Here is a 22,929-nt window from a genome sequence, read left to right as displayed (position 1 = left end):
TTCGCCGCCGGCGGCGTCGGCGATGCCGAGGCGGGCGGATTGGCCGAGCAGGGTCTTGAGTTCGATGGCGCCGTCGGGCGACAGGCAGGTCAGGGTGAAGCGATAGGGCCGGGACACGCCTTCCTCGCCGTCCAGGCTTTGCGGCAGCAGCTGCTCGGCCGCGACATGGCCGTCGCCCAGTTGCAGGGTGAGCTGGCGGCGGTCCTGGGTGAAGGCGGAGGCGAAGCTGGCGAGGAGGGCGCTAAGGTTCATGGCGATGACAAACGCAAAAATACCCTCGGAAGAGGGTATGGATTGGCTATTAAGCGGAAGCCGGCATTTTAAAGGGTGGGGAGCTTGTGTTGCAACCGAGGGTAGGAGAATGGCGGTTTCACCTGAACAAAAGGACAGGTGGTTGCCATTTTTCCTGTGCGGATGGGATTGGCTCAGCCATGAAGGCGCCAGAACAAGGGCCGGGTGAACGGCGACCATAAGGCAGTGCGCACGCCGGCGGCGGCCAGCGCGTTGCGGGTCCACTGGTTGCAGGTGACGAACGGGGTGTAGCGGCCATGGGCCTGATAGAAGGCATCGTTGCCATCATAGCGCTCATTCGTCAGCCAAAGCGGTTTGCCATCGGCGCCGGCCGCGGCGCTTTGCCGGATGAATGCCGCCAGTTTCGCGTACTGGCCGGGCGTGAGCAGGATTTTCCGGGTATCGGCGTCCTCTGCCGGCTTGGGCAGATATTCGACGTGCAGCACGCTGGCGTCCGAGGCCAGCGCGGCGATGGCATTGCCGGCAGTCAGGTCGGCCCAGCTGCGGGTGCGCAGGAAAAAGGTGCGGCTGCCCCAGCCGATGGCGAGGTACGGCTGCGCGGCGGACAGCTCGGGCCGCTGAGTTTGGCGCGGAGAGAATAGCGCGTTCCAGTCTTGTTGCGGCGTCTGTACCGGCAGCGCCAGGCTGGTATGCACGCCATTGCTGTCCTGCAGATACACGGCGATGCCGTCTGCCGGCGCTTGCCAGCCCTTGTTGACTGGCAGCAGGCCGGCCAGCAGGGCTGCCAGAAGGTATGCGGCGGGCAGGGCCAATAGTCCGGCCAGCGCGCGGATGGCGAGGCGGCGGAGGGGCATGGTTGGGCGGAGTGGGGGTGGACGCATGTGGGAGGCGGGGTCTGGGCCGGCGAGTCAGCAAAGGGGCTGATCATGGCATCCCGGCGGGGTGGCTTCAAGCATGAGGCGCGCCGATCAAGCGAAACGCCCCGCGGCAGCGGGGCGTCGGCGGCTTAGTGGTGATCGTGCCGGTAGGCGAATACCGGCAGCTGCCATTCGCGCCACAGCGCGGTCAGGCGCAAGGCCAGGCCGAAGGCGAAGCTGGCGGCGATATTATAGTCGTGCGGCAGGTTCAGCTGGTTGAGGCCCATGTAGAGCATGGCCACCAGCAGCGACACGCTGGCGTACAGCTCGCGGCGAAACACGATGGGCACGCGGTTGCACAGCACGTCGCGCAGGATGCCGCCGGCGATGCCGGTGATCATGCCGGCCATCGCCACTATCACCGGATGGTAGTGCATGCCCAGCGCCACATCGCAGCCGATGATGGTGAAGGCCACCAGGCCCAGCGCGTCCAGCACCAGGAACAGGCGGTTCAGATGGCGCATGAAGCGCGCGGCCAGCACCGCGGCGATGCCGCCGGCCACCACCAGCAACACGTATTCCGGGTGCTGGGTCCAGCCTATCGGGTAGCGGCCCAGCACGATGTCGCGCACGGTGCCGCCGCCCAGGGCGGTGAGGAAGGCGATGACGCTTACGCCAAAAATGTCCATGTGGCGGCGGCCGGCCGCCAGCGCGCCGGTCATCGCCTCGGCGGTGATGGCGATCAGGTAGATCAGGGTCAGCATGATGGTGTCTTGCGAGGTTGCGGCAATAACGCCGGACGAGCCGGCAACGGAGGAATGGGGGATGACGTGCGGGCGGGCCATCGGCAAACGCCGGGGGCGCCGCTGGACTGAGAGCGGGACAAGGCAGACTCCTGGGTGGATTCCGGGCTACGGAACAGCCTCTCCCCTTGTCCTTTTACCTGAGAGTTGCGTGGCTTGCGGCCACTTGCCCCTTCGGTGGGCTGCTCGGGGCAGCCTCTCTCCAATCGGCTTGAATCAATGAAACACTGCGGTACGGCTTGCCTGAGCGATTATGGGAGCTTGCGTCTTCGGCGGGGGCATGGCCCCTCTCTCCCGCAGAGAGACGCAATATTAGCTTTTGCTATTGGAATAGTCAATGTCAGAACCGGGGCGCTTTCGCGCCCCGGTTGCCGGATCAGGCCTTGCCTGGGCGCTTGGCCGGCGTGGCTGTCTTGGCGGTTTTGGCCGGCGCGGCGGCGGGGGCTTGGCCGTTGGCTTTGGCGGGAGATTTGCGCGCGCGCGCGGCGGCGGGTTTTGCCTCGGCCTGGGCGGGTTTGGCGGCCGGGGCGGCTTCCGCGGCGGGTTTTGCCGCGGGTTTGCGCGCGGGCGCCGGTTTGGGCTGCAACGCGGAGGCGCTGGCTTTCTCGGCCTTGATTTCCGCCGGCGCGGCTGCCGTTTCCAGTTGGGGCAGAATGGACGGCGCAGTCGGATGGCCAGGGGCGGCGGGCATGTCCAATTGCAGCGTCCTGGCCACTTCGTCCAGCCGCGCCTGGTGCTCGGCCGGGATCGGGCCGTTGAGTGTCAGCAGGTCGCGCGCCAGCGTCCAGGCTTGGCGGCGGCGATGCGCGTCGGGCAGCAGCGCCGCCAGGCCGTTCAGCGCGCGCGGCGCGTCCAGCCGCACCAGCGCCACCTGGTGGCGGACGATGTCCTTCAACTGCATCAGCGTCAGCGGGTATTCGTGCCTGACGTCGCGCATCACGCGGCGGATGGCGTTGAACGGCCGCTCATCCACCACGCCCATGCCGATGCTGACATAGAGCAACAGCCGCACAAAGCCGTCGGCCAGCGTGCCTTGCTCGAAGCTGGGGGCCAGCGCCTCGCGCTTCAGGCGCGCCAGTTCGCGGCTTTCCCAGGCAAGCGCATGCCGGCGCGGCTCGCTTGCCGGCTGCACGCCGACCAGCGTCGCCAGCTGCGGCGATTCGTAGATGGCGCGGAACAGCTGTTCCTGGGCGGCGTCGCGCAGGTCGCGGTAATGATCCAGCGATTGGCCGATGAAGCCGGACAGCTGTTCCTGCCATTGCCACAGCGGATTGTCCAGGGGCGCCGGGCGGCGCTGTTCGCGCACCTGGGCGGCGAGGCCGGGCAGCCACCACAGCCAGGGGTTTTTCGGCGAGATCAGCGTGCGTTCCAGGCGGGCGGGGTGCAACTCGCGCAGCAGGCGGGCGCCGGCTTCGTTGCCGGCGGCGCGCAGCAGCGGCGAGGCGAAGCGGTCATACAGGCCCTGGTTGATTTCCGATACCCGCTTCACCACTTCGAAGGCGTGCTCGTCGTCGCGGCCGTCGTCCAGCGCCAGGATGTCGGATACGTCGCGCGCTTCGAAGCGGATGATGTAGCGGCCTTCGATGTATTCCTGTCCCGGCGCGTCGGGCGCGATGTCTTCGATGACGGCTTCGTACAGGCCCGGCGCCAGCACGTCTATCAGGTCCAGCGCGCTGGCGAATTCGCTGTGCTCCTTGTTGGCGACGCCGGCGGAGACGAAGATGCCGAGGTGGCCCACCTTGTTGTGCAGGCAGTAGACGATTGTCTGTTCGTTGTTGCGGATGTCTTCCACGTTGTCGTAGAGGTCGGCCACCCAGTTCAGCGCCTGCTGCGGCGGCGTGATGTTGTCGCCCCAGGAGGCGAACACCACGATGGGAGAGCGGATGTTGCGCATGTCCACCCGCAGCTTGCCGTCATGGCTGGCGATTTTGCCGTGCACCAGATCGTTGCCGACGAACAGCTTCTGGGTGATCCATTCCATTTCCGCCTTGTTCAGCAGGTAATGGCCGCCCCACCAGCGCTCGAAATCCAGGTAGCGCTGCGGTTCGGTGTCCACTTTGGAATAGAGGTTGTAGGACTTCTTCCATAAGGTATTGGCTGGGTCCAGCTTCTCGAAGTTGCTGACCAGATGCGCGCCGTCGAAGCGGCCGTTGCCGAGGTCGCCGGCCAGCGATGCGGTCCAGGTGCCGCCGTTCAGCCCGCCGGCGTAGCGCATCGGGTTCTTGCCGCGCACGCCGGCCCAGTAGGATAAGGGCGATCCGGCCAGCAGGATGGGGCCGACCAGGTCCGGCGCCACCGACGCCAGCATGGCCAGCGCCCAGCCGCCCTGGCAGTTGCCGATGACGAAGGGCTTGCCGTCGCTATCGGGGTGCAGCTCGTTGACGCGCTTGAGGAAGACGCCTTCGGCCTTGCTGACGCTTTCTATGGTCTGGCCGGGCACCGGCTGCGGGAAGAACATCACGAAGTAGCAGGGGTGGCCCTGTTGCAGGGCTATGCCGATTTCGCTGTCCATCTTGAAGCCGCCTATGCCCGGGCCATGGCCGGCGCGCGGGTCTATCACGACGAAGGGGCGCTTGGCGGGGTCGGTGGGCGGACAGCTGGGCGGCGGCTCGATGGCGGCCAGCGCGTAATTGGCCGGGTCGGGCAATTCGCGCCCGTCCAGGATGATGCGGTAATCGAACACCAGCACCGGCGGCTTGCCGCTTTCGCAATGCTCCAGATAGGTGGCGCCGCGCCGGTACAGCGTGTCCCAGTACAGGACGCCGCGCTGGCAGGCATCGAGCCAGTAATCAAACAGCGGTTGTGCGAACGGGAGTGTCCCGCCTTGAACTGCAGTAGCTGACCACATTGCAACCCCTTGCTTTGGAAAAGATGGAGACGGACGCGGCGGCCCATGACTGAGCCATGGACGCCACTGTACTCGCTTGTTGCTGCAATGCAATAAAAGCGGATGGCGGGGGCGGACACTTGTGGCGCGCGGCCATCATTCTGTTGCAGTGCAATAGCGGTTAGGAGTGTCCGCGCCGGCCATCGGTTCCAGGCGTTTTTCCATCACCACGCTGCGGTAGGGCTTGTCCGGCCATTGCAACGGCGCTTCCATGCGGTAGCCGCGCCTGAGATAACGGCTGACCAGGTGGTGGGCTTCCACGGCGGTATCCAGCCGGATGGCGCGATAGCCCTGCGCTTGCGCCCAGGCTTCGGCGGCGGCGATCAGCCGCTCGCCCAGGCCCAGTCCTTGGCAGTCCGGCGCCACCGCCAGCTGCACCAGCACCGCGCCATCCGGCTGGCGAAACTGCGGGCAGGACGAAGCCGGCAGCGGATGATGCACCGTGACGGTGCCTATCAGCTCGTCGCGGTGCCAGGCCAGCAGGCAGTGGCCGCCGGCGATGCGGCGGCGGGTCACCTCGGCGCTCTGGCTCACCGCGGTATAGGACAGTCCCATCGCGCCCAACTGCGCGTAGGCGCGGTGCAGCAGGGCGGTGAGGGCGTCGATGGAGTCGGTTTCGGTCAGTGGACGGATGGTGAACATGGCGGAGCGGAATGGAATGAACACCATTCTGCCAAAGCAATAGTCATGCCGGGCGAATGTCGCTGCGCCCCCAGTCGCCCGCCATCTCGTCGCTGATCAGCTCCTGGGCGATGAAGTCGAGAAAGGCGCGCACCGCCGGCGACAGGCCGCGGCGGGTGGGAAAGGCGGCGTGCAGGATGCCCCAGGGAAAGTCGTATTGCGGCAGGATGTGCCTGAGTCTGCCGTCCGCCAGCGCCTGGTGGCAGACGTTGGCCGGCAGCGCGGCGACGCCGACGCCGGCGATGGCGGCCTCCAGCAGGACTATCATGTCGTCGGTCATCAGCCGGGGCGTATCCAGGTGGATGGTGTAGCTCTGGCCGATGTTGTCCAGCAGCGTCCATTGGCCGCGGCCGTCGGGCCGGCTCATGCTCAGCGCCGGCAGCGCCGCCAGCCGCTCCGGGGCCTGCGGCTCGCCATGCTGGCGGATGAAGTCCGGGCTGGCCACCAGGATGAAGCGGCTCTTGCCCAGCCGGCGCACCACTAGGCTGGCGCTGTCGTCTATCACGTTGCGCACCCGCAGCGCGACATCCACGCTTTCTTCTATCAGGTCTACCCGGCGGTTGGTGGAGTCCAGCGCCACCCGCACCTGCGGATGCAGCGCCAGAAAGCGCGGCAGCACCGCGCTGAGCATGGTTTTGGCCAGCAACTCCGGGCAGCTTACCCGTATCAGCCCGCGCGGCTCGGCGCTGCTTTGCAGGATGGCCTCATGGGCGGCTTCGGCCTCGGCCAGCATGGCCTGGCAGTGCTGATAGTACTGGCTGCCGATCTCGGTCAGCGCCAGCCGGCGGGTGGTGCGCTGCAGCAGGCGCGCGCCCAGCCGCTGTTCCAGTTCGGCCACCCGCCGCGACAGCCGCGACTTGGGGATGCCCAGCGCGCGGCCGGCGGCCATGAAGCCGCCATGCTCCACCACCTTGGCGAAGTACATGAGGTCGTTCAGATCATGCATGGGATTGTCTCATTGGTGGAACAATGTTTCCAATTTTAGCAGTCTAGTGCGGATTGTTGCGCATGCCTATCATGCACTCATTCCCACCCGACACGGAAAGACCTCCAAATGAAACTGCTCCATCTCGATTCCAGCATCCTGGCCGACAATTCCGTCACCCGCGAACTGTCCGCCGTGGTGGCCAACACCCTGCGCCAGCGCCATGACAAGGTGGAAACCACCTACCGCGACCTGGCGGCCAACCCGATCGCCCACCTGTCCGGTGAAATCGTCGGCGCCCGCTTCACCGCCGAAGCTGATTGGACCGAGCTGCAGCGCAGCGAAGCGGCGCTGACCGACCAGCTGATTGAAGAATTCTTCGCCGCCGACGTGCTGGTGATCGGCGCGCCGATGTACAACTTCTCTATCCCGACGCAGTTGAAGAGCTGGATCGACCGCGTAGCCGCGGCCGGCCGCACCTTCAAGTACACCGAAAACGGCCCGGTCGGCCTGGTGCCGAACAAGAAAGTGGTAGTGGTTTCCGGCCGCGGCGGCGTGCACAGCGGCGAGCAAGGCAGCCTGATGGATTTCCAGGAAGACTTCCTGGTGAAGGTGCTGGGCTTCCTGGGTGTGACCGACGTGGAAATCGTCCGCGCCGAAGCGATCGGCATGGGCCCGGACAAGCGCGCCACCTCAATCCACCTGGCCAAGGAAGCCATCGCCAAGCTGGCGCTGTGATTCCCGCCCAGCTCGGATGAATGAAAAGCCCGGCGCGCTGCCGGGCTTTTTCGCGGCCATCCGGCGTTGGCTATTCCAGCGGCTGTTTGAACAGTTGCTCGACGGCGGCGGGGCTCAGGTGGCGGCGCATGATCGCGCGCATCGAGCCGTCGCGCAGCATGCGGCGCACTTCCTCGCTCCACAGCTCGGCGGCGCCCTGGCTGAAGCGGGCCTTGCTCAGCGCGATGCCGCCGGCGATGATCTCGCTGTCCGGGAAGAAGTCATGCACCGTCACCTGCTGCTGGGCCTGATGGTTTTGCAGCCACGGGTCGTAGCTGACGGTGTGGCCGAAGGCCGCGGAAACGACGCCGTTGCATACCATTTTGTACAGGTCGTCCTCGTTCTCCGCGACGACCACTTTGTGCTGCAGCGTCAGCTCGTCCAGCATTTTCTGCTGCGCCGGACTGTGCCGGTAGCCGCGCACCATGCCCCAGCGCAGGTCGGGCAGCTTCAGCAGCTCGGCCAGGGAGTTGGCCTGCACGCCGCGGTGCAGCAGCACCATGTTCTTGCTGTGGTGGTAGGGGAGCAGCCATAGATAGCGCTGGCGCTCCGGGGTGATCAGCGTGGACGTGCCGATATCGGCCTGGCCGATTTCCAGCAGCTTGAGCACGCGCAGCCTGGGGTAGTCGGTTTCGCTCTGGATCGGGCAGTTCAGCCGCCTGGCCAGCTCATGGATGATTTCGGGGTCGTAGCCCTTGCCCTGGCGGTAGGCGATGCCGAAGTCGTAATAGGCGATGGCGAGCGCGCCTTGCGGGCAGGCCGGGTTGGGCGCCGCCCGCGCGGCCGCCAGGCAAAGCGCCAATAGGCAGGCTGCCAACCATTTCATCTGCGCACTCCGCAATCGATGGCCGCTGGGGCCGCTGCATTCAGTCTAGCGGCAACTGCATCATTTGCTTGGCGGCGCCGTCGCTGATGTAGCGCCGCAATATGCCGAGCAGGCTGCCGTCCTGGTCCATTTTCAGCAGTTCCTGATGCCAGCGCTCGGCCGCTTGCCGGCTGAAACGCACCTTGCTCAGCGCCATGCCGCTGGCGATGGGCGTGCTGGCCGGGAACAGGTCCAGCACGGCGATGCGCTTGGCGAGCAGCGGGTCGCGCAGCCAGCGGCCATAGCTGCCCGGCAGGGCGAAGGCCGCGGTCACGATTCCGTCGTTCAGCATCCGGTACAGATCGTCTTCGTCGTCGGCCACTACCAGCCGGCGCTGCGCGTCCAGCTGCCCCAGGAATTGGTCCTGCTCCGGACTGTGGCGATAGCCGCGCACCATGCCCCAGCGCAGAGCCGGATCGTTCAGCAGGTCGGGCAGCGTGCGTTCCTTGAGGGAGGGGTGCAGCAGCACCATGTTCTTGGTGTGGTTGTAGGGGTAGATCCAGGCGTAAGCCAGCCGGTCCGGCGTGGCCAGGGTGGAGGTGCCGATGTCTATCTGGCCGCTGGCCAGCATTTTCAGCGCGCGCAGCCGCGGCAGCTCGGTCTCCGAGGCGATCTGGCAATGCAGCCGGCGCGCCAGTTCGCGCACCATGTCCACGTCGTAGCCCTGGCCCATGCGGTAAGCCGCGCCGAATTTGTAAAACCCGACTCGCAGCGGCCCGTTGGGACAGGCTGGATTGGGCGCGGCCTGGCAGACGGTGGCGAAGAGCAGGGCAAGCGCGAGGCAGATGTTTCGCCGCATTTGGTGTATTTCCTCCCTCTCGTGGATTCATCTCATGTTCCGTCGGCGCGGAAGCCGTTTCCACCCCTTGGCGGCGCGCGCGTTTGTTGCGCCGCGCGGCACGCTGCGTCAGGGAACGGGCGAACGCAGCAGGTAGTCCGCGGTTTCCTCGCTGAGGAAGCGGCGGAAGATGTCGCGCAAGGTCCCGTCGCGGGACATCTTTTTCAACTCCGCATGCCATAGTTCGGCCGACGCTTCCGGGAAGCGCTTTTTGCTGAGCGCCACGCCGCCCGCGGTCGCCTCGACATCCGGAAACAGATCCAGCACGACCACCTGGTTGCGGATGCGCGGGTTTCTGAGCCAGTCGTCGTAGCTGGTCGGGTGGGCTAGCGCGCCGGTGATCACGCCGTCGGCCAGCATCTTGTACAAATCGTCCTCATCGACGGCCGGCACGATCTTGTTGCGTTTGGCCAGGTCAGCCAGCAACTGGTCCTGCATCGGGCTGAACTTCCAGCCGCGGATCACGCCCCAGCGCAGCTTGGGGTCGTCCGGCAGGGCCGCCAGGGTGCGGGCTTGAACCTCGGTGCGCAGCAATACCATGCTCTTGCTGTGCTTGTAGGTGTAGATCCACGCGTATTGCAGACGGTCCGGAGTGGGGGTGGCGGAGGTGGCGATGTCCACTTCGCCGATTTCCAGCATCTTGAGGGTGCGGATCCAGGGAAACACGCTCTCGCTGGCGATGGGGCAATGCAGGCGGCGCGCCAATTCGCGTATCAGGTCAACGTCGTAGCCGCGTCCGGCGCGGTAAGCCAAGCCATACTCGTAAAATCCCACTCTGAGCGGCCCGGAAGGGCAGGCGGGGCTGCTGTCAGCTGCCTGGGCAAGGGGGGTGAGCCAAAGCAGGCCGACTACGGCAAGTCGGTAGATTCGCTGCATGCGGGGAAATATCCGGAAGTCTTTGATTTCAATCATAGCCGGGCTGTCGGCGGCTGCTAGCTCCGGCTGGCGCGCGGCGCGCGGCGGCTTTGCGGGCGAAGAGGGCAAAGACAGGCTGGGTGGGTGAGTTCAGAATGCGCGGCGGAGGGGGAGGCGGAGGGGAAACGCGCCGGCCCAGGCGGTGCCAGGCCGGCGCAGAGGGTTTACAGCTTGATCAGCGTGCTTTTCAGCTCGGTGTATTTCTCCAGAGCGTGCAAGGACTTGTCGCGGCCGTTGCCCGATTGCTTGTAGCCGCCGAAGGGGAAGTTCATGTCGCCGCCTTCGTCATAGCAGTTCACCCAGACGGTGCCGGCGCGCAGCCGGCGCGAAACCTGATGGGCGGTGCTGACATTGGCGGTCCACACGGCGGCGGCCAGGCCGTATTCGGTGTCGTTGGCGATGCGGATGGCTTCCTCGACATCGTCGAAGGTGATCACCGACAGCACCGGCCCGAAGATTTCCTCGCGGCAGATGGCGAGATCGGGGCGCGGGCAGTCGAACACGGTCGGCTCGATGAACAGGCCCTTGTCGGCATGCGCGGCCTTGCCGCCCAATAGCAGGCTGGCGCCTTCGCTCACGCCTTTGTCGATATAACCGAGTACTTTCTTGTGCTGGATGCCGTCGACGATGGCTCCCATGCTGGTGGCCGGGTCGAGCGGGTCGCCCGGATAGTAGCGGGCGGCGGCGGCCTGCAGTTCGGCGAGGAAGCGTTCCTTGATGGCGCTGTGGACCAGCACGCGCGAACCGGCGGTGCAGACTTCGCCCATATTGTAGAAGATGGCGCCGGCCGCGCTGCGGGCCGCCTGCGCGAGATCCGGGCAGTCGGACAAGATGATGTTGGGCGACTTGCCGCCCAATTCCAGCCATACGCGCTTCAGGTTGGACTGGGCGGCGTAGCCGGCGATCAGCTTGCCTACCGCGGTGGAGCCGGTGAAGGCGACGCAATCGACGCCCATGTGCAGGGCCAGCGCCTTGCCGACTTCGCCGGGGCCGGGCAATACCTGGAAGATGCCGTCGGGAATGCCGGCCTCCTTGGCCAGCGCCGCCACGCGGATGGCGGTGAGCGGCGACTTTTCCGACGGCTTGACGATGACCGCGTTGCCGGCGGCCAGCGCCGGGCCGAATTTCCAGCTGGCCATCAGAATGGGGAAGTTCCACGGCACCACCGCGGCCACCACGCCTACCGGCTCGCGCGTCACCAGGCCAACGAGCTTGGGATCGACCGGCGCCACTTCGCCGCCTATCTTGTCTATCGATTCGGCATACCATTCCACGCAATGGGCGGCGGCCGGCACGTCGACGCTGGTGGTGTCGCCGATCGGTTTGCCGGCGTCCAGCGTTTCCAGCAGCGCCAGTTCGTCGGCGTGTTCGCGGATCAGCGCGGCGAAGCGCTTGAGAATGCCGCCGCGCTTGATCGGCGGCAGGCCGGACCAGACGCCGGATTCGAACGCCCGGCGCGCGGCCTTGACCGCTTTGTTGACGTCGGCTTCGCCGCAGTGGGCGATGTCGGCCAGCTTGGCGCCGGTGGCCGGGTTGACGCAATCGAAGCGGCGTTCGTCGTCGGCATGCCGGTAGGCGCCGTCGATGAAGGCGCGGCCCTCGATTTTCAGTTCTGCAGCAAGTTGTTTCCAGTCGGCATGCGTACTGCGGGACATGGTTTTCTCCTCTTGTGTGGTGCTGCTTTGCGGTTGCGGTGCGGATTTCAGGCGGAAAGGGGACTGCACAGTTCGATCAGCGCGCCGTCCGGGCTGCGCAAGTAGGACACCGTCTGCCCCCACGGCTTGCGCGCCGGGGCTGCCAATTCCTGCGCGCCGCATTCCAGCGCCCGCCGGTGCGCGGCCTCCACCTGTTCGGTGACCAGGCCGATTTCCATGCCCAGCGGCTGCGTCGAATCGCTGGCGCGCACGTGGCCGGCGGGAAGATTCATCGCCGCCAGTTCGTGGCTGGCGAAGGACAGGACAGTGTCTCCGGTGTCGAGCTCGCCGTAAGCGCCGGATTCGTGCAGGCATTTCTGCTTCAAGCCGAAAGCCTGGGCGAAGAAACGCAGCGAGGCGGCGACATCCGGCACGTAAACGATGGTGTAACCCAGCTTCATGGAGCTCTCCGTTGATTGCTGCGCATCAGAATGTGGGCGGCGAGCTGGCGCTCACCATTTCGCAGATGTCGTCGCCGACGTTGCGGAAGCGGTGCGGCAACTTGCTGTCGAAGTAATAGGCGTCGCCCGGCCCCAGCACGCGGCTTTCATTGCCCACTGTCACCTCTATGCTGCCGCGGATGATGACGCCGCCTTCCTGGCCATCGTGCACCAGCATGTCCGGGCCGGTATCGGCGCCGGGCAGGTAGCGTTCGCGCAGGATGGCGATGTCGCGCTTGTCGTGGCTGGTGCCCACCAGCATCAGGTTGATGTCCTCGTTGCCGAGATTGGGCAGCTCGTCCGCCTGGTAGAACACCCGCGGCTGCGACGGCTCGGCGTCGAAAGTGAAGAATTCTGCCAGCGTGATCGGCAGCCCTTCCAGCACTTTCTTGAGGGAACTGACCGAAGGGCTTACCCGGTTCTGCTCGATCAGCGAGATGGTGCCGTTGGTGACGCCCGCGCGCTTGGCCAGCTCTCTTTGCGACAAGCCGAACCGTGTCCTGACCATTCTCAACCGTGCGCCGACGTCCATTCTTCCTGCTCCATCAATATGTTAATAATTTTAGACATTTGAGGCATTGTACCGCGTGGAAGCGTCATTGTGCTTGCTGCGTCGCAAAATCGATTATCTTTGCAAGGATGAGGGTTTATAGTCAGAATCAGCTGGAAGGAGCAAGCGCAATGTGAATTTTCTTAAACGCATGTTGTTTGCTTGCCCATGAACAGAACCAGATGGAGGCGACTATGCTGATCGGCGTTCCGAAGGAGATCAAAAACCACGAGTACCGGGTGGGCCTGACCCCGTCCGGCGTCCGCGAGCTGGTGGCGAACGGACACAAGGTACTGGTGCAGACCCAGGCCGGCCTGGCCATAGGCTTTACCGACGAGCAGTACATCCAGGCGGGGGCGTCCATCGCCTCCAATGCGGAAGAAGTGTTCGAGCGGGCCGAGATGATAGTCAAGGTGAAGGAGCCGCAGCCGGTGGAGTGCCGGCTGCTGCGCCCCGGCCAGGTGCTGTTCACCTATCTGCACCTGGCGCCGGATCCGGAGCAGACCAAGCTGCTGGCCGAGTCCGACGCCATCGCCGTCGCCTATGAAACCGTCACCGACGAGCGCGGCGGCCTGCCGCTGTTGGCGCCGATGTCGGAAGTGGCCGGCCGCATGGCGATCCAGGCCGGCGCCCACGCGCTGGAGAAGGCGCAGGGCGGCCGCGGCGTGCTGTTGGGCGGCGTGCCGGGCGTGGCCCCGGCCAAGGTGGTGGTGATAGGCGGCGGCGTGGTGGGCCTGAACGCCGCGCGGATGGCGATGGGCGCCGGCGCAGACATCACCATCCTGGATAAGTCGCTGACCCGTCTGAAAGAGATAGACATGGTGTTCGGCGGCCGCATCAAGACGCTGATGTCCAACAGCGCCAATATCGACGAAAGCATACGCGAGGCCGACCTGGTGATAGGCGCGGTGCTGATTCCCGGCGCGGCGGCGCCCAAGCTGGTGACGCGCGCGATGCTGAAAACCATGAAGCCGGGCGCGGTGCTGGTGGATGTGGCGATAGATCAGGGCGGCTGTTTCGAGACCAGCCGGCCGACCACCCACCAGGACCCGATCTACACCGTCGACGGCATCGTCCATTATTGCGTGGCCAATATGCCGGGCGGCGTGGCGCGCACTTCCACCCAGGCGCTGACCAACGCCACGCTGCCGTACATGCTGGAGCTGGCCAACAAGGGCTGGCGCCAGGCCCTGTTGGACAACGCCCACTTGCGCAACGGCCTGAACATCTGCCGCGGCCGCGTCACCCACCAGGCGGTGGCGAAGGATCTGGGCTACGCCTATGTCGACCCCATCGAGGCCATCAAGGCCGCCAGCTGAAAGAGGAGCGCAGCACACCATGCAGCAAGCGATCATCGGCATACCCAGCGACGTGAAAATGATAGGCAAGCTGCCGTTTCACGCGGTGGGCGACAAATACATCGCCGCGGCGGCCGGCGGCGCGGGCGGCCTGCCGCTGCTGATTCCGTCGCTGGGCGACGAGAAGCTGCTGCGCGCCACGGTGGCGCTGCTCGACGGCGTATTGCTGCCGGGTTCGCCGTCCAATGTGGAGCCGCATCATTATGGCGGGCCGGCCAGCCGGCAGGGCACGTTGCACGATCCGCAGCGCGACGCCACCACGCTGCCGCTGATCCGGCTGCTGCTGGAGGAGGGCGTGCCGTTGCTGGGGATCTGCCGCGGCTTCCAGGAGATCAACGTGGCGTTGGGCGGCGAACTGCACCAGCACGTGCAGGAGCAGCCCGGCCTGAACGACCATCGCGAGGCCGACAGCGAGGAGGTCGCCGAGATGTACGCGCCCTCGCACGCCGTCAGCTTCGTCGAAGGCGGCCTGCTGGCGGGCTGGACCGGCCAGCGCGAGGCGCGGGTCAACTCGCTGCACCAGCAGGGCATCAAGCGGCTGGCGCCGGGGCTGGACGCCGAAGCGCATGCCGAAGACGGCCTGGTGGAGGCCTATCGCATCCGCGAGGCGCGGGCTTTCGCCTTCGCGGTGCAATGGCATCCGGAGTGGCGCTATTGGGAAAATCCGTTGTCGCAGGCGATCTTCAGCGCCTTTGGCGACGCCTGCCGCGCGAGGAGGGCTGCCCGGGGATGATGGCAGTGCCGCGCGCCGGCCGGTGAACCCGGCGCGCGTTTTGATGACTCATAAAGAAGCACCTCCCGATCCAGAGCCGTATCCAGCGGCCGGGGAGTCAACTGAGGAAGCGTTATGAATCACCAGATCAATGAATGGCTGCGAGAGCATCGCATCACCGAAGTGGAGTGCATCGTGCCGGACATGACCGGCGTGGCGCGCGGCAAGATCGTGCCGAAGGACAAGTTCGTCTCCGACCCGGAAATGCGGCTGCCCGAGGCGGTGCTGATCCAGACCGTCACCGGCGACTATCCCGACGACAGCCTGCTGGACCTGACCGACCCGGACATGGTGCTGGAGCCCGATCCGAACACGCTGCGCTACGTGCCGTGGGCGGTGGACCCTACGGCGCAGTTGATCTACGACTGCTGCCGCGCCGACGGCACGCCGGTGGACGTGGCGCCGCGCAATGTGCTCAAGCGCGTGCTGCGGCTGTTCGACGACATGGGCCTGGAGCCGGTGCTGGCGCCGGAGATGGAGTTCTACCTGCTGTCGCCCAATCCCGACCCGGACATTCCGCTGGCGGCGCCGGTGGGCCGCACCGGCCGGGCCGAATTCGGCCGCCGCTCCTATTCCATCGACGCGGTCAACGAGTTCGATCCTCTGTTCGAGGACATCTACGACTACTGCCACGCGCAGAACCTGGAAGTGGACACGCTGATCCACGAAATCGGCACCGCGCAGATGGAGATCAACTTCCTGCACGGCAATCCGCTGGAGCTGGCCGACCAGGTGTTCCTGTTCAAGCGCACCGTGCGCGAGGCGGCGTTCCGCCACAATATGTACGCCACCTTCATGGCCAAGCCTATGGAAAACGAACCGGGCAGCGCCATGCACATCCACCAGAGCCTGGTGGACAAGAACACCGGCCGCAACGTGTTCACCAACGAGGACGGCAGTCCGTCTGAGATCTTTTTCGGCTTCATCGCCGGCCTGCAGAAATACATTCCGCAGACCATGCCGCTGTTCGCCCCCTATGTGAACTCATTCCGTCGTTTGTCTCGCTACACCGCGGCGCCGACCAACGTCGAATGGGGTTACGACAACCGAACCGTCGGCCTGCGCGTGCCGCACTCGTCGCCGGCCGCGCGCCGGGTGGAAAACCGGGTGCCGGGCGTGGACGTCAATCCCTACATCGCGATGGCCGCCACGCTGGCCTGCGGCTACCTGGGCATGGTGAACAAGCTGCAGCCCAGCGAACCGCGCCAGACCGACGCCTACGAACTGCCTTACCAGTTTCCCAATAGTTCGGAGGAGTCGCTGCAGCGACTGGCCGGCTGCAAGGAGATCGCCGAAGTGCTGGGGCCGCGCTTCGTCAAGATGTACGTGGCGATGAAGGAAAAAGAGTTTTCCGAGTATTTCCGCGTGATCAGCCCGTGGGAGCGCAAGTTCCTGCTGTTGCACGTCTAGTGCGCGAAGCGCGCGCGCGGGTAGAATCGCCGAGACAGACAGGACATTCGAATAAATCGACGCCGCAGGCGCAGGAGGGGCGGGCAGCGGCCCGCTCCGTCGGAGAAAACTGGAAGGAAGTGTTATGCAGAAGCAACGTACCACCAGCCAATGGCGCGAACTGGATGCCGCCCACCATCTGCATCCGTTTACCGATACCGCATCGCTGAACCAGCAGGGCGCGCGCGTGATGACGCGCGGCGAGGGGGTGTACCTGTGGGATTCGGACGGCAACAAGATCATCGACGGCATGGCCGGCCTGTGGTGTGTCAACGTCGGCTATGGCCGCCATGATTTTGCCGAGGCGGCGCGCCGCCAGATGGAAGAGCTGCCTTTCTACAATACCTTCTTCAAGACCACCCACCCGGCGGTGGTGGAGCTGTCCAGCCTGCTGGCGGAGGTGACTCCTGCCGGCTTCGAGCGCGTGTTCTACACCAACTCAGGCTCCGAATCGGTGGACACCATGATACGCATGGTGCGCCGCTACTGGGACGTGAAGGGCAAACCGCAGAAGAAGACGCTGATCGGCCGCTGGAACGGCTACCATGGCTCCACCATCGGCGGCGCCAGCCTGGGCGGCATGAAATACATGCACGAGCAGGGCGACCTGCCGATTCCCGGCATGGCGCACATCGAGCAGCCGTGGTGGTACAAGCACGGCAAGGACATGACGCCGGACGAATTCGGTCTGGTGGCGGCGCGCTGGCTGGAGGAGAAAATCCTGGAAATCGGCGCCGACAAGGTCGCCGCCTTCGTCGGCGAGCCGATCCAAGGCGCCGGCGGCGTCATCATCCCGCCGGCCACCTACTGGCCGGAGATCGAGCGAATCTGCCGCAAGCACGACGTGCTGCTGGTGGCGGACGAAGTGATCTGCGGCTTCGGCCGCACCGGCGAGTGGTTCGGCCATCAGCAGCTGGGTTTTCAGCCCGACATCTTCACCACCGCCAAGGGCCTGTCTTCCGGCTATCTGCCGATAGGCGCGGTGTTCATCGGCCAGCGCGTGGCGGAGGGGCTGATCGAGGGCGGCGACTTCAACCACGGCTTCACCTATTCAGGCCACCCGGTGTGCGCGGCGGTGGCGCACGCCAACGTCACGGCGCTGCGCGACGAAGGCATCGTCCAGCGCGTCAAGGACGACATCGGTCCTTACATGCAGCAGCGCTGGCGCGAAACCTTCAGCCGCTTCGAGCATGTCGACGACGTGCGCGGCGTCGGCCTGATCCAGGCCTTCACGCTGGTGAAGAACAAGGCCACGCGCGAACTGTTCTCCGATTTCGGCGAGGTCGGCACGCTGTGCCGCGACATCTTCTTCCGCAACAACCTGATCATGCGCGCCTGCGGCGACCATATCGTGTCGGCGCCGCCGCTGGTGATCAGCCGGTCCGAGGTGGACGAGATGCTGGCGGTGGCGTCGCGCTGCCTGGAGGAGTTCGAGCAGACGATCAAGGCGCGCGGCTTGGTGTAAGCGGCTATGCTGGCTGGGGAGGCGGTAATTTTGTCTCCTCAGCAAGTTTTACAGCTGATGAAGCGGGTTGGTACAATTCCACCCGCTTTTTCTATTATTTCTATAATGAATTGCAAAAAGGCATGCTGTAATACAAGTAACGGCATAGGGCAACATCAAAACAGGACTTGACGCATGTTCGTCGGAATCGGGTATCTCATCATCCTAGGCTCGGTGCTAGGGGGCTTCATCGCAGCAGGGGGGCATGTCGCGGCCCTGATGCAACCGTTGGAAGTGGTGATGATCGCGGGCGCCGCCATCGGCGCCTTTGTCGTCGCCAACGGCGGCGCGCCGCTGAAAGCCACCATGAAGACGCTGCCCACGGTATTCAAGGGCAGCCCGTACGGCAAGGCCTTCTACATGGATCTTTTCTCGCTGCTGTTCGAGATCCTGACCAAGGTGCGCAAGGAAGGCCTGATGTCGATCGAGGCCGACGTCGAAAATCCGGAAGCCAGCCCGGTGTTCTCCAAATATCCGTCGGTGATGCACGACCACCATGTGGTCGAATTCATTTGCGACTATCTGCGGCTGATGGTGGGCGGCAACCTCAACGCCTTCGAGATCGAAAACCTGATGGACGTGGAAATCGAGACCCACCACCATGAGGGCGAAGTGCCGGTCAGCGCGGTGAAGGGTCTGGCGGACGGCCTGCCGGCCTTCGGTATCGTGGCCGCGGTGATGGGCGTGGTGCACACCATGGAGTCGGTGGGCGCGCCGCCGTCGGAGCTGGGCATGCTGATCGCCCACGCGCTGGTGGGCACCTTCCTTGGTATTTTGCTGGCCTATGGTTTTGTCGGCCCGCTGGGCACCATTCTGGAGCACAAGCTGGGCGAGGGCACCCGGGTCTACCAGACCATCAAGGTGACGCTGCTGGCCAGCCTGAACGGCTACGCGCCGCAGGTGGCGGTGGAGTTCGGCCGCAAGGCGCTGTCGTCGATGGACCGTCCTTCGTTCAAGGAACTGGAAGACCACGTCAAGCAGGCCAAGAAATAAGGCGGACGGGAGATCACCATGGCTGACGAATCGCAACGCCCCATTATCGTCAAACGCATCAAGAAAGGCGGCCACGGCCATCATGGCGGCGCCTGGAAGATCGCCTATGCCGACTTCGTGACGGCGATGATGGCATTCTTCCTGCTGATGTGGCTGCTGGGCTCTGCCTCGGCAGGCACGCTGAACGGCATCTCCGAATACTTCAAGACCCCGCTGAAGGTGGCGCTGAGCGGCGGCGCCGGCGCCGGCGACGCCACCTCGGTGGTCAAGGGCGGCGGCAACGACCTGACCAAGCAGGCCGGCCAGGTGAACAAGGCCGGCGCGCGCAAGGAAGACGTCATGCAGAAGCAGCAGGAGCAGGCCAAGCTTGACCAGCTGCAGCAGAAGATCCAGCAGAACATCGAGCACAGCGAGCTGCTGAACCAGTACAAGAGCCAGTTGAAGCTGGAAATGACGCCGGAGGGCCTGAAAATCCAGATCGTCGACGAGCAGAACCGGCCGATGTTCGATTCCGGCAGCTCGCGCATGCTGCCGCACACCCGCGTGCTGCTGCAGCAGCTGGCGCCCGACTTGAACCAGTTGCCCAACCGCATCAGCATCTCCGGCCATACCGACGCCAAGCCCTTCGCCGGCGGCCAGGGCGGCTATAGCAATTGGGAACTGTCGGCCGACCGCGCCAACACAGCCCGCCGCGAGCTGATCGCCGGCGGCCTGAGCGAAAGCAAGATTTTGCGGGTGGTGGGGCTGTCGTCGGCCAACCCGCTGATCAAGAGCGATGTGTTCAGTCCGGAAAACCGCCGCATCACCATTCTGGTGCTGAACAAGGATGCCGAGCAGTCCATCCTCAACGACGGCTTCAAGCCGCAGATGAACCAGGAAGTGATCGGCGGCCCAGGCGGCGGCCAGGACGCCGCGCCGGCCGGCAATCCGTGACGCCGGCGCGGACATGAGCCGGCTGCGCCACCTGCTGTTGCAGCTCTTGGCCTGCGTCGGCGCCTGGGTGTTCATCGCGCCGGCGCAGCATCTCGCCGCCTGGGCAGTGCTGCAGGGGCTGCTGGCGGCTTTGCTGGCCATCGTTTTGCGCCAGCCGGGCTGGCAGCGGCTGGCCCACGGCTTGTTCGTCCCCGCGGCGGTGGCGATGCGCCAGGCCGGCATACCGCCCGGCTGGTATCTGCTGGCGCTGCTGCTGACGCTGGCGCTGGGGCGCAACGCGCTGGTCGAGCGGGTGCCGCTTTACCGTTCCGGCCGGCGGGTGGCCGACAGATTGGCCAGCCTGTTGGCTGCGGATGCCGCATTGCTGGAGGCGGGCTGCGGCGACGGCCGGCTGGCGCTGCAGCTGGCGCGGCTGCGGCCCGATCTGCGGCTGCGCGCGCTGGAAAACGCCGTCGGCAGCTGGCTGCTGGCCTGGCTGCGCTGGCTGCGCGCCGGCCGGCCGGCGCGGCTGGCGGTGGGTTGCCGCAGTTTCTGGAAGGAAGACTGGGGGAGCTATGACGCAATCTACGTGTTTCTTTCGCCCGAGCCCATGCCTAAGGTATGGCGCAAGTTCCTGTCCGAAGGGCGGCCGGGCAGCCTGCTCATCAGCAATACTTTCGAAGTGCCGGACATTCAGCCCGACGAGCGCATTCCGCTTGGCGGACCCTTGCAAAAAGAATTATTGATCTGGCGCCATCCAAATGGATCTCAATGACTGGGCCAAGTCCATCGGCGAAAAACGCTGGCCGATATTGCCCGATACCCTGAATCAGCTGACCGACGCCTGCGCGCGCCACAGCGACCTGATCAACTTCACCGATCTGGCCAATCTGTGCCTGTCCGACCCTTTCCTGCTGCTGGACCTGTTCCGGGTGGTGGGCAATTCGCGCGCGCTGCAGCGCAACGAGAGCATCCCGTCGGTGGAGCAGACGCTGATGCTGATGGGGCTGGAGGCGGTGGTCAACCGCTTCGGCAAGATCGTTCCGCTGGAGCCGTCTCCAGGCGTGCTCGACCCTGAGGTCTACGAGGCGGTGGGGGACTGGCTGGGCCGCAGCCGCGTGGCGGCGCTGCTGGTCAAGGAGTGGCTGTCTATCATGGGCGAATTGAAGGTCGAGGACTGTTTCGTCGCCGCGCTGCTGTACAACCTGCCGGCCTGCATCTACATGATCCAGCGCAACCAGCTGCCGGACAAGCCGCTGCTGCAGGAAGTGTCGGAGGCTTTCGACGCCGACTACGGCCAAGTGCTGGAGGCTTTCGTCAAGCACATGCCGCTGCCGGGCGGCTTCAAGGCGCTGATAGGCGCGGGCGCGCCGACCAAGCGCCGCCAGTTGCTGAAGCTGGCCATCGCCACCGCCAACTCGCTGGAGCAGGGCGTGGAGCGCAGCACCTGGCTGGTGGGCGTGGACACTGCGGCCAAGATGATCAATGTGATGCCGGAGCTGGCCTATATGGCGGTGGTTCACGCGGTGTTGAACGTGGCGCGCCACCCGCATGTGATCGGCTACACCTTCCCGGCGCGGGCCTTGCTGCTGCTGCCGCCGGGGCCGCGCAAGGGCGAGATGAAGAAGGCGGCGGCGCTGTCCGGCGAAGACCAGCTGGAGCACGCGATCCGCGAATCCATCCGCTTCCTGGCCAACGACCTGAAGTTCGAGCGGGTGCTGTACTACCATTACGAGCACGACGGCCATAACCTCAAGCTGCGCTATCAGGTGGGCGTGGCCGGCGACAGCCCGCTGCGCAAGCTGCCGCTGGATCTGGAGCCGGGCAGCTTCTTCGGCGTGTTCACCAGCAAGCCGCAAAGCTTTCACGCGCCGGCCGATGTCAGGTCGCAGCTGACCAGGCGTTACGAGGACGAATTTTTCCAGCATGTCGGCGATCACGAATTCGCCTTGATGACGCTGTTCGGCGGCCACAAGCTCAGCGGCGTGTTCTATGTCGACAATGCCCGCAGCGGCCGCGGGATAGACGACGCCACCTACCACCGCTTCAAGGATCTGGTCACCCGGCTGACGCAGATGCAGCATTGATGCAAGAAGGCGGGGGGACGGGTACACTCTGCCCCTTCGCCTTCGCTCCGCCACAAGAATCGACCATGCATTACATCTCCAAGACCATCACCTCACCCCATAACGACGAAGTCAAGGCGCTGGCCAGGCTGGCGCAGCACAGCCGCGACCGCCGCAAGGAGGGCGTGATGGTGCTGGAAGGCATCCACCTGGCTGAATCCTGCCTGCAAGCTGGCGGCGCGCTGACGCGGCTGTATGTCAACGAGGAGGCTCAGGGCCATCCCGAGGTTCAGGCTTTGTTGGCGCGGCTGCCGGCTGGTTGCGCGGTGGCGACGCTGCCGGCGGCGGTGATGGCCAAGGTGACGGCCATGGCCAGCGCCGGCGAGTTGCTGGCGCTGTGCGAACGGCCGCGGCCGCCCGCGCCGCAGGCGTCCGCCGCCAGAGTGCTGCTGGAGGATATTCAGGATCCGGGCAATCTGGGCACCATTCTGCGCACCGCCGCGGCGGCGGGCGTTTACGAGGTGTTTTTGTCCAAGGGCTGCGTGGACGTGTTTTCGCCCAAGGTGCTGCGCGCCGGGATGGGCGCGCACTTCGCGCTCCGCATCCACGAGCACGCCGACCTAGCCGCCGAATTGGCCGGCTTTGGCGGGCGCAAGCTGGTCACGCATCTGGAGGGTTCCAGCTCGCTGTACGGCCATGATCTGAGCGGGGCGGTGGCTTTCGTGTTCGGCAACGAGGGGGCGGGCGTCAGCGACGAGCTGCTGGCCCTGGCGGATGCCCGCATCCGCATCCCGATGCCGGGACACGCGGAGTCCTTGAACGTGGCGATGGCGGCCACCGTTTGCCTGTTCGAGCGAGTGCGGCAGCTGGAGCAATAAGCAGCCGCCCGTTCCGGGCGGCCTTGCCGGCTTCGCGCCGCCGGCCGGCGGCATGGCCTCAGCGGCCGATCTTGGCGTAGCTGCCCTTGATCGCGGCGCCGGCGATCATCGTGCCGGAGTGGCATTCGATGGTTTCTTTATCGCGGCGCTCTTCCTTCTTGTAATAGCTGACGATGTCGACCACCGCGTTGGCGTGGCGCTTCTTGGCGGATTCCTGGAACGAGATCAGCGTGGACAGAATGGCCCAGCGGCAGGCTTGCTCGTCGGACTTGTTCAGCGCGTTGGTCTTCTGGTTGGATACATCGGAGCCCATTTTTGTCTGGATGGCGGGGGTATGCTGGCCGGCGAGGTAGAACTTGACCGAACCATCCAGTTTTTCCTGCGCTTCCGGCATGGACAGCACGTCGGCCAGCGGGATCTGCACGACGGTGTCGCGGGCCATGGCGGGGCCGGCGACCAGGGCCAGCGCCAGCAGCGGGGCGGCGAATTTCATCTTCTAATGCTCCTAGTAGT

General features: G+C 65.3%; 23 protein-coding genes and 2 riboswitches. Of the genes, 10 read left to right on the top strand and 13 right to left on the bottom strand.

What is annotated here, in order from left to right:
• The 6 genes from MY55_RS09420 to MY55_RS09395 form a co-directional block, all read right to left on the bottom strand.
• The coding region (locus MY55_RS09420) for a hypothetical protein (RefSeq protein ID WP_157889283.1) at positions 1–252 on the bottom strand (252 nt) is incomplete at its 3' end.
• Positions 253–425: 173 nt separating this feature from the next.
• Positions 426–1,106, bottom strand: a complete 681-nt coding sequence (locus MY55_RS09415; RefSeq protein WP_065202296.1) for a TIGR02117 family protein — start codon at positions 1,104–1,106, stop codon at positions 426–428.
• Positions 1,107–1,258: 152 nt separating this feature from the next.
• Positions 1,259–1,873: a trimeric intracellular cation channel family protein gene (locus MY55_RS09410; protein WP_047243218.1), complete on the bottom strand. Its 615-nt coding sequence runs from the start codon at positions 1,871–1,873 to the stop codon at positions 1,259–1,261.
• A 157-nt stretch (positions 1,874–2,030) separates the two neighbouring features.
• A riboswitch (glycine riboswitch) is annotated at positions 2,031–2,128 on the bottom strand.
• A 4-nt stretch (positions 2,129–2,132) separates the two neighbouring features.
• Positions 2,133–2,219, bottom strand: a riboswitch (glycine riboswitch).
• A 69-nt stretch (positions 2,220–2,288) separates the two neighbouring features.
• Positions 2,289–4,760: a DUF3141 domain-containing protein gene (locus MY55_RS09405; protein ID WP_065202295.1), complete on the bottom strand. Its 2,472-nt coding sequence runs from the start codon at positions 4,758–4,760 to the stop codon at positions 2,289–2,291.
• Between the two features lie 135 nt (positions 4,761–4,895).
• Positions 4,896–5,441 carry a GNAT family N-acetyltransferase gene (locus MY55_RS09400; RefSeq protein WP_099049628.1) on the bottom strand — a complete coding sequence of 182 codons (546 nt, stop codon included), beginning with the start codon at positions 5,439–5,441 and terminating at the stop codon, positions 4,896–4,898.
• 43 nt (positions 5,442–5,484) lie between these two features.
• Positions 5,485–6,426, bottom strand: a complete 942-nt coding sequence (locus MY55_RS09395) for a LysR substrate-binding domain-containing protein (protein WP_047237259.1) — start codon at positions 6,424–6,426, stop codon at positions 5,485–5,487.
• A 108-nt stretch (positions 6,427–6,534) separates the two neighbouring features.
• Here MY55_RS09395 and MY55_RS09390 point away from each other — a divergent pair, with 108 nt between their 5' ends.
• Positions 6,535–7,143: an FMN-dependent NADH-azoreductase gene (locus MY55_RS09390; RefSeq protein WP_043572505.1), complete on the top strand. Its 609-nt coding sequence runs from the start codon at positions 6,535–6,537 to the stop codon at positions 7,141–7,143.
• A 70-nt stretch (positions 7,144–7,213) separates the two neighbouring features.
• Here the strand turns inward: MY55_RS09390 and MY55_RS09385 are convergent, their stop codons facing one another.
• The 6 genes from MY55_RS09385 to MY55_RS09360 all read right to left on the bottom strand — a co-directional run bounded on the left by MY55_RS09385 (position 7,214) and on the right by MY55_RS09360 (position 12,466).
• Positions 7,214–8,008 (bottom strand): substrate-binding periplasmic protein, encoded by a 795-nt coding sequence (locus tag MY55_RS09385; RefSeq protein ID WP_080509638.1) that lies wholly within the window; start codon positions 8,006–8,008, stop codon positions 7,214–7,216.
• 40 nt (positions 8,009–8,048) lie between these two features.
• On the bottom strand, positions 8,049–8,846 hold the full coding sequence (locus tag MY55_RS09380) for a substrate-binding periplasmic protein (protein ID WP_043572498.1): 798 nt from the start codon (positions 8,844–8,846) through the stop codon (positions 8,049–8,051).
• 108 nt (positions 8,847–8,954) lie between these two features.
• On the bottom strand, positions 8,955–9,761 hold the full coding sequence (locus MY55_RS09375; RefSeq protein ID WP_157889282.1) for a substrate-binding periplasmic protein: 807 nt from the start codon (positions 9,759–9,761) through the stop codon (positions 8,955–8,957).
• 203 nt (positions 9,762–9,964) lie between these two features.
• A complete protein-coding gene (locus MY55_RS09370) occupies positions 9,965–11,455 on the bottom strand; it encodes an aldehyde dehydrogenase (protein ID WP_065202292.1) in 1,491 nt (496 codons plus the stop codon).
• Positions 11,456–11,502: 47 nt separating this feature from the next.
• Complete coding sequence (locus MY55_RS09365; protein WP_065202291.1) at positions 11,503–11,895, bottom strand: VOC family protein; 393 nt, start codon at positions 11,893–11,895, stop codon at positions 11,503–11,505.
• Positions 11,896–11,920: 25 nt separating this feature from the next.
• Positions 11,921–12,466, bottom strand: coding sequence for a cupin domain-containing protein (locus MY55_RS09360; RefSeq protein ID WP_043572485.1), 546 nt, complete (start codon positions 12,464–12,466; stop codon positions 11,921–11,923).
• 212 nt (positions 12,467–12,678) lie between these two features.
• Here MY55_RS09360 and ald point away from each other — a divergent pair, with 212 nt between their 5' ends.
• The 9 genes from ald (at position 12,679) to MY55_RS09315 (ending at position 22,416) form a co-directional block, all read left to right on the top strand.
• Positions 12,679–13,803, top strand: coding sequence for an alanine dehydrogenase (gene ald, locus MY55_RS09355; RefSeq protein WP_043572483.1), 1,125 nt, complete (start codon positions 12,679–12,681; stop codon positions 13,801–13,803).
• A 19-nt stretch (positions 13,804–13,822) separates the two neighbouring features.
• Positions 13,823–14,575, top strand: coding sequence for a gamma-glutamyl-gamma-aminobutyrate hydrolase family protein (locus MY55_RS09350; RefSeq protein ID WP_047249453.1), 753 nt, complete (start codon positions 13,823–13,825; stop codon positions 14,573–14,575).
• 114 nt (positions 14,576–14,689) lie between these two features.
• A complete protein-coding gene (locus MY55_RS09345) occupies positions 14,690–16,024 on the top strand; it encodes a glutamine synthetase family protein (RefSeq protein ID WP_043572479.1) in 1,335 nt (444 codons plus the stop codon).
• Positions 16,025–16,148: 124 nt separating this feature from the next.
• Positions 16,149–17,528 (top strand): aspartate aminotransferase family protein, encoded by a 1,380-nt coding sequence (locus tag MY55_RS09340; RefSeq protein ID WP_043572477.1) that lies wholly within the window; start codon positions 16,149–16,151, stop codon positions 17,526–17,528.
• Between the two features lie 174 nt (positions 17,529–17,702).
• On the top strand, positions 17,703–18,560 hold the full coding sequence (motA, locus tag MY55_RS09335; protein ID WP_043572474.1) for a flagellar motor stator protein MotA: 858 nt from the start codon (positions 17,703–17,705) through the stop codon (positions 18,558–18,560).
• An 18-nt stretch (positions 18,561–18,578) separates the two neighbouring features.
• Positions 18,579–19,493 carry a flagellar motor protein MotB gene (motB, locus tag MY55_RS09330; protein WP_043572471.1) on the top strand — a complete coding sequence of 305 codons (915 nt, stop codon included), beginning with the start codon at positions 18,579–18,581 and terminating at the stop codon, positions 19,491–19,493.
• Between the two features lie 13 nt (positions 19,494–19,506).
• Positions 19,507–20,247 (top strand): class I SAM-dependent methyltransferase, encoded by a 741-nt coding sequence (locus MY55_RS09325; protein WP_047243212.1) that lies wholly within the window; start codon positions 19,507–19,509, stop codon positions 20,245–20,247.
• Positions 20,234–21,559 carry an HDOD domain-containing protein gene (locus MY55_RS09320; protein WP_043572467.1) on the top strand — a complete coding sequence of 442 codons (1,326 nt, stop codon included), beginning with the start codon at positions 20,234–20,236 and terminating at the stop codon, positions 21,557–21,559. The genes MY55_RS09325 and MY55_RS09320 overlap by 14 nt, the downstream gene beginning before the upstream one ends.
• 65 nt (positions 21,560–21,624) lie before the next feature.
• A complete protein-coding gene (locus tag MY55_RS09315) occupies positions 21,625–22,416 on the top strand; it encodes a TrmH family RNA methyltransferase (RefSeq protein ID WP_043572463.1) in 792 nt (263 codons plus the stop codon).
• 58 nt (positions 22,417–22,474) lie between these two features.
• On the opposite strand, the gene MY55_RS09310 is transcribed toward MY55_RS09315, so the two are convergent.
• Complete coding sequence (locus tag MY55_RS09310; RefSeq protein ID WP_043572460.1) at positions 22,475–22,909, bottom strand: hypothetical protein; 435 nt, start codon at positions 22,907–22,909, stop codon at positions 22,475–22,477.
• Between the last annotated feature and the right edge of the window lie 20 nt (positions 22,910–22,929).

Origin of the sequence: Chromobacterium subtsugae, assembly GCF_001676875.1 — a bacterium.
Lineage (GTDB): Bacteria > Pseudomonadota > Gammaproteobacteria > Burkholderiales > Chromobacteriaceae > Chromobacterium > Chromobacterium subtsugae.
The sequence above is the reverse complement of the archived record's forward strand: the minus strand, read 5'-3'. Positions and strand labels throughout refer to the sequence as shown.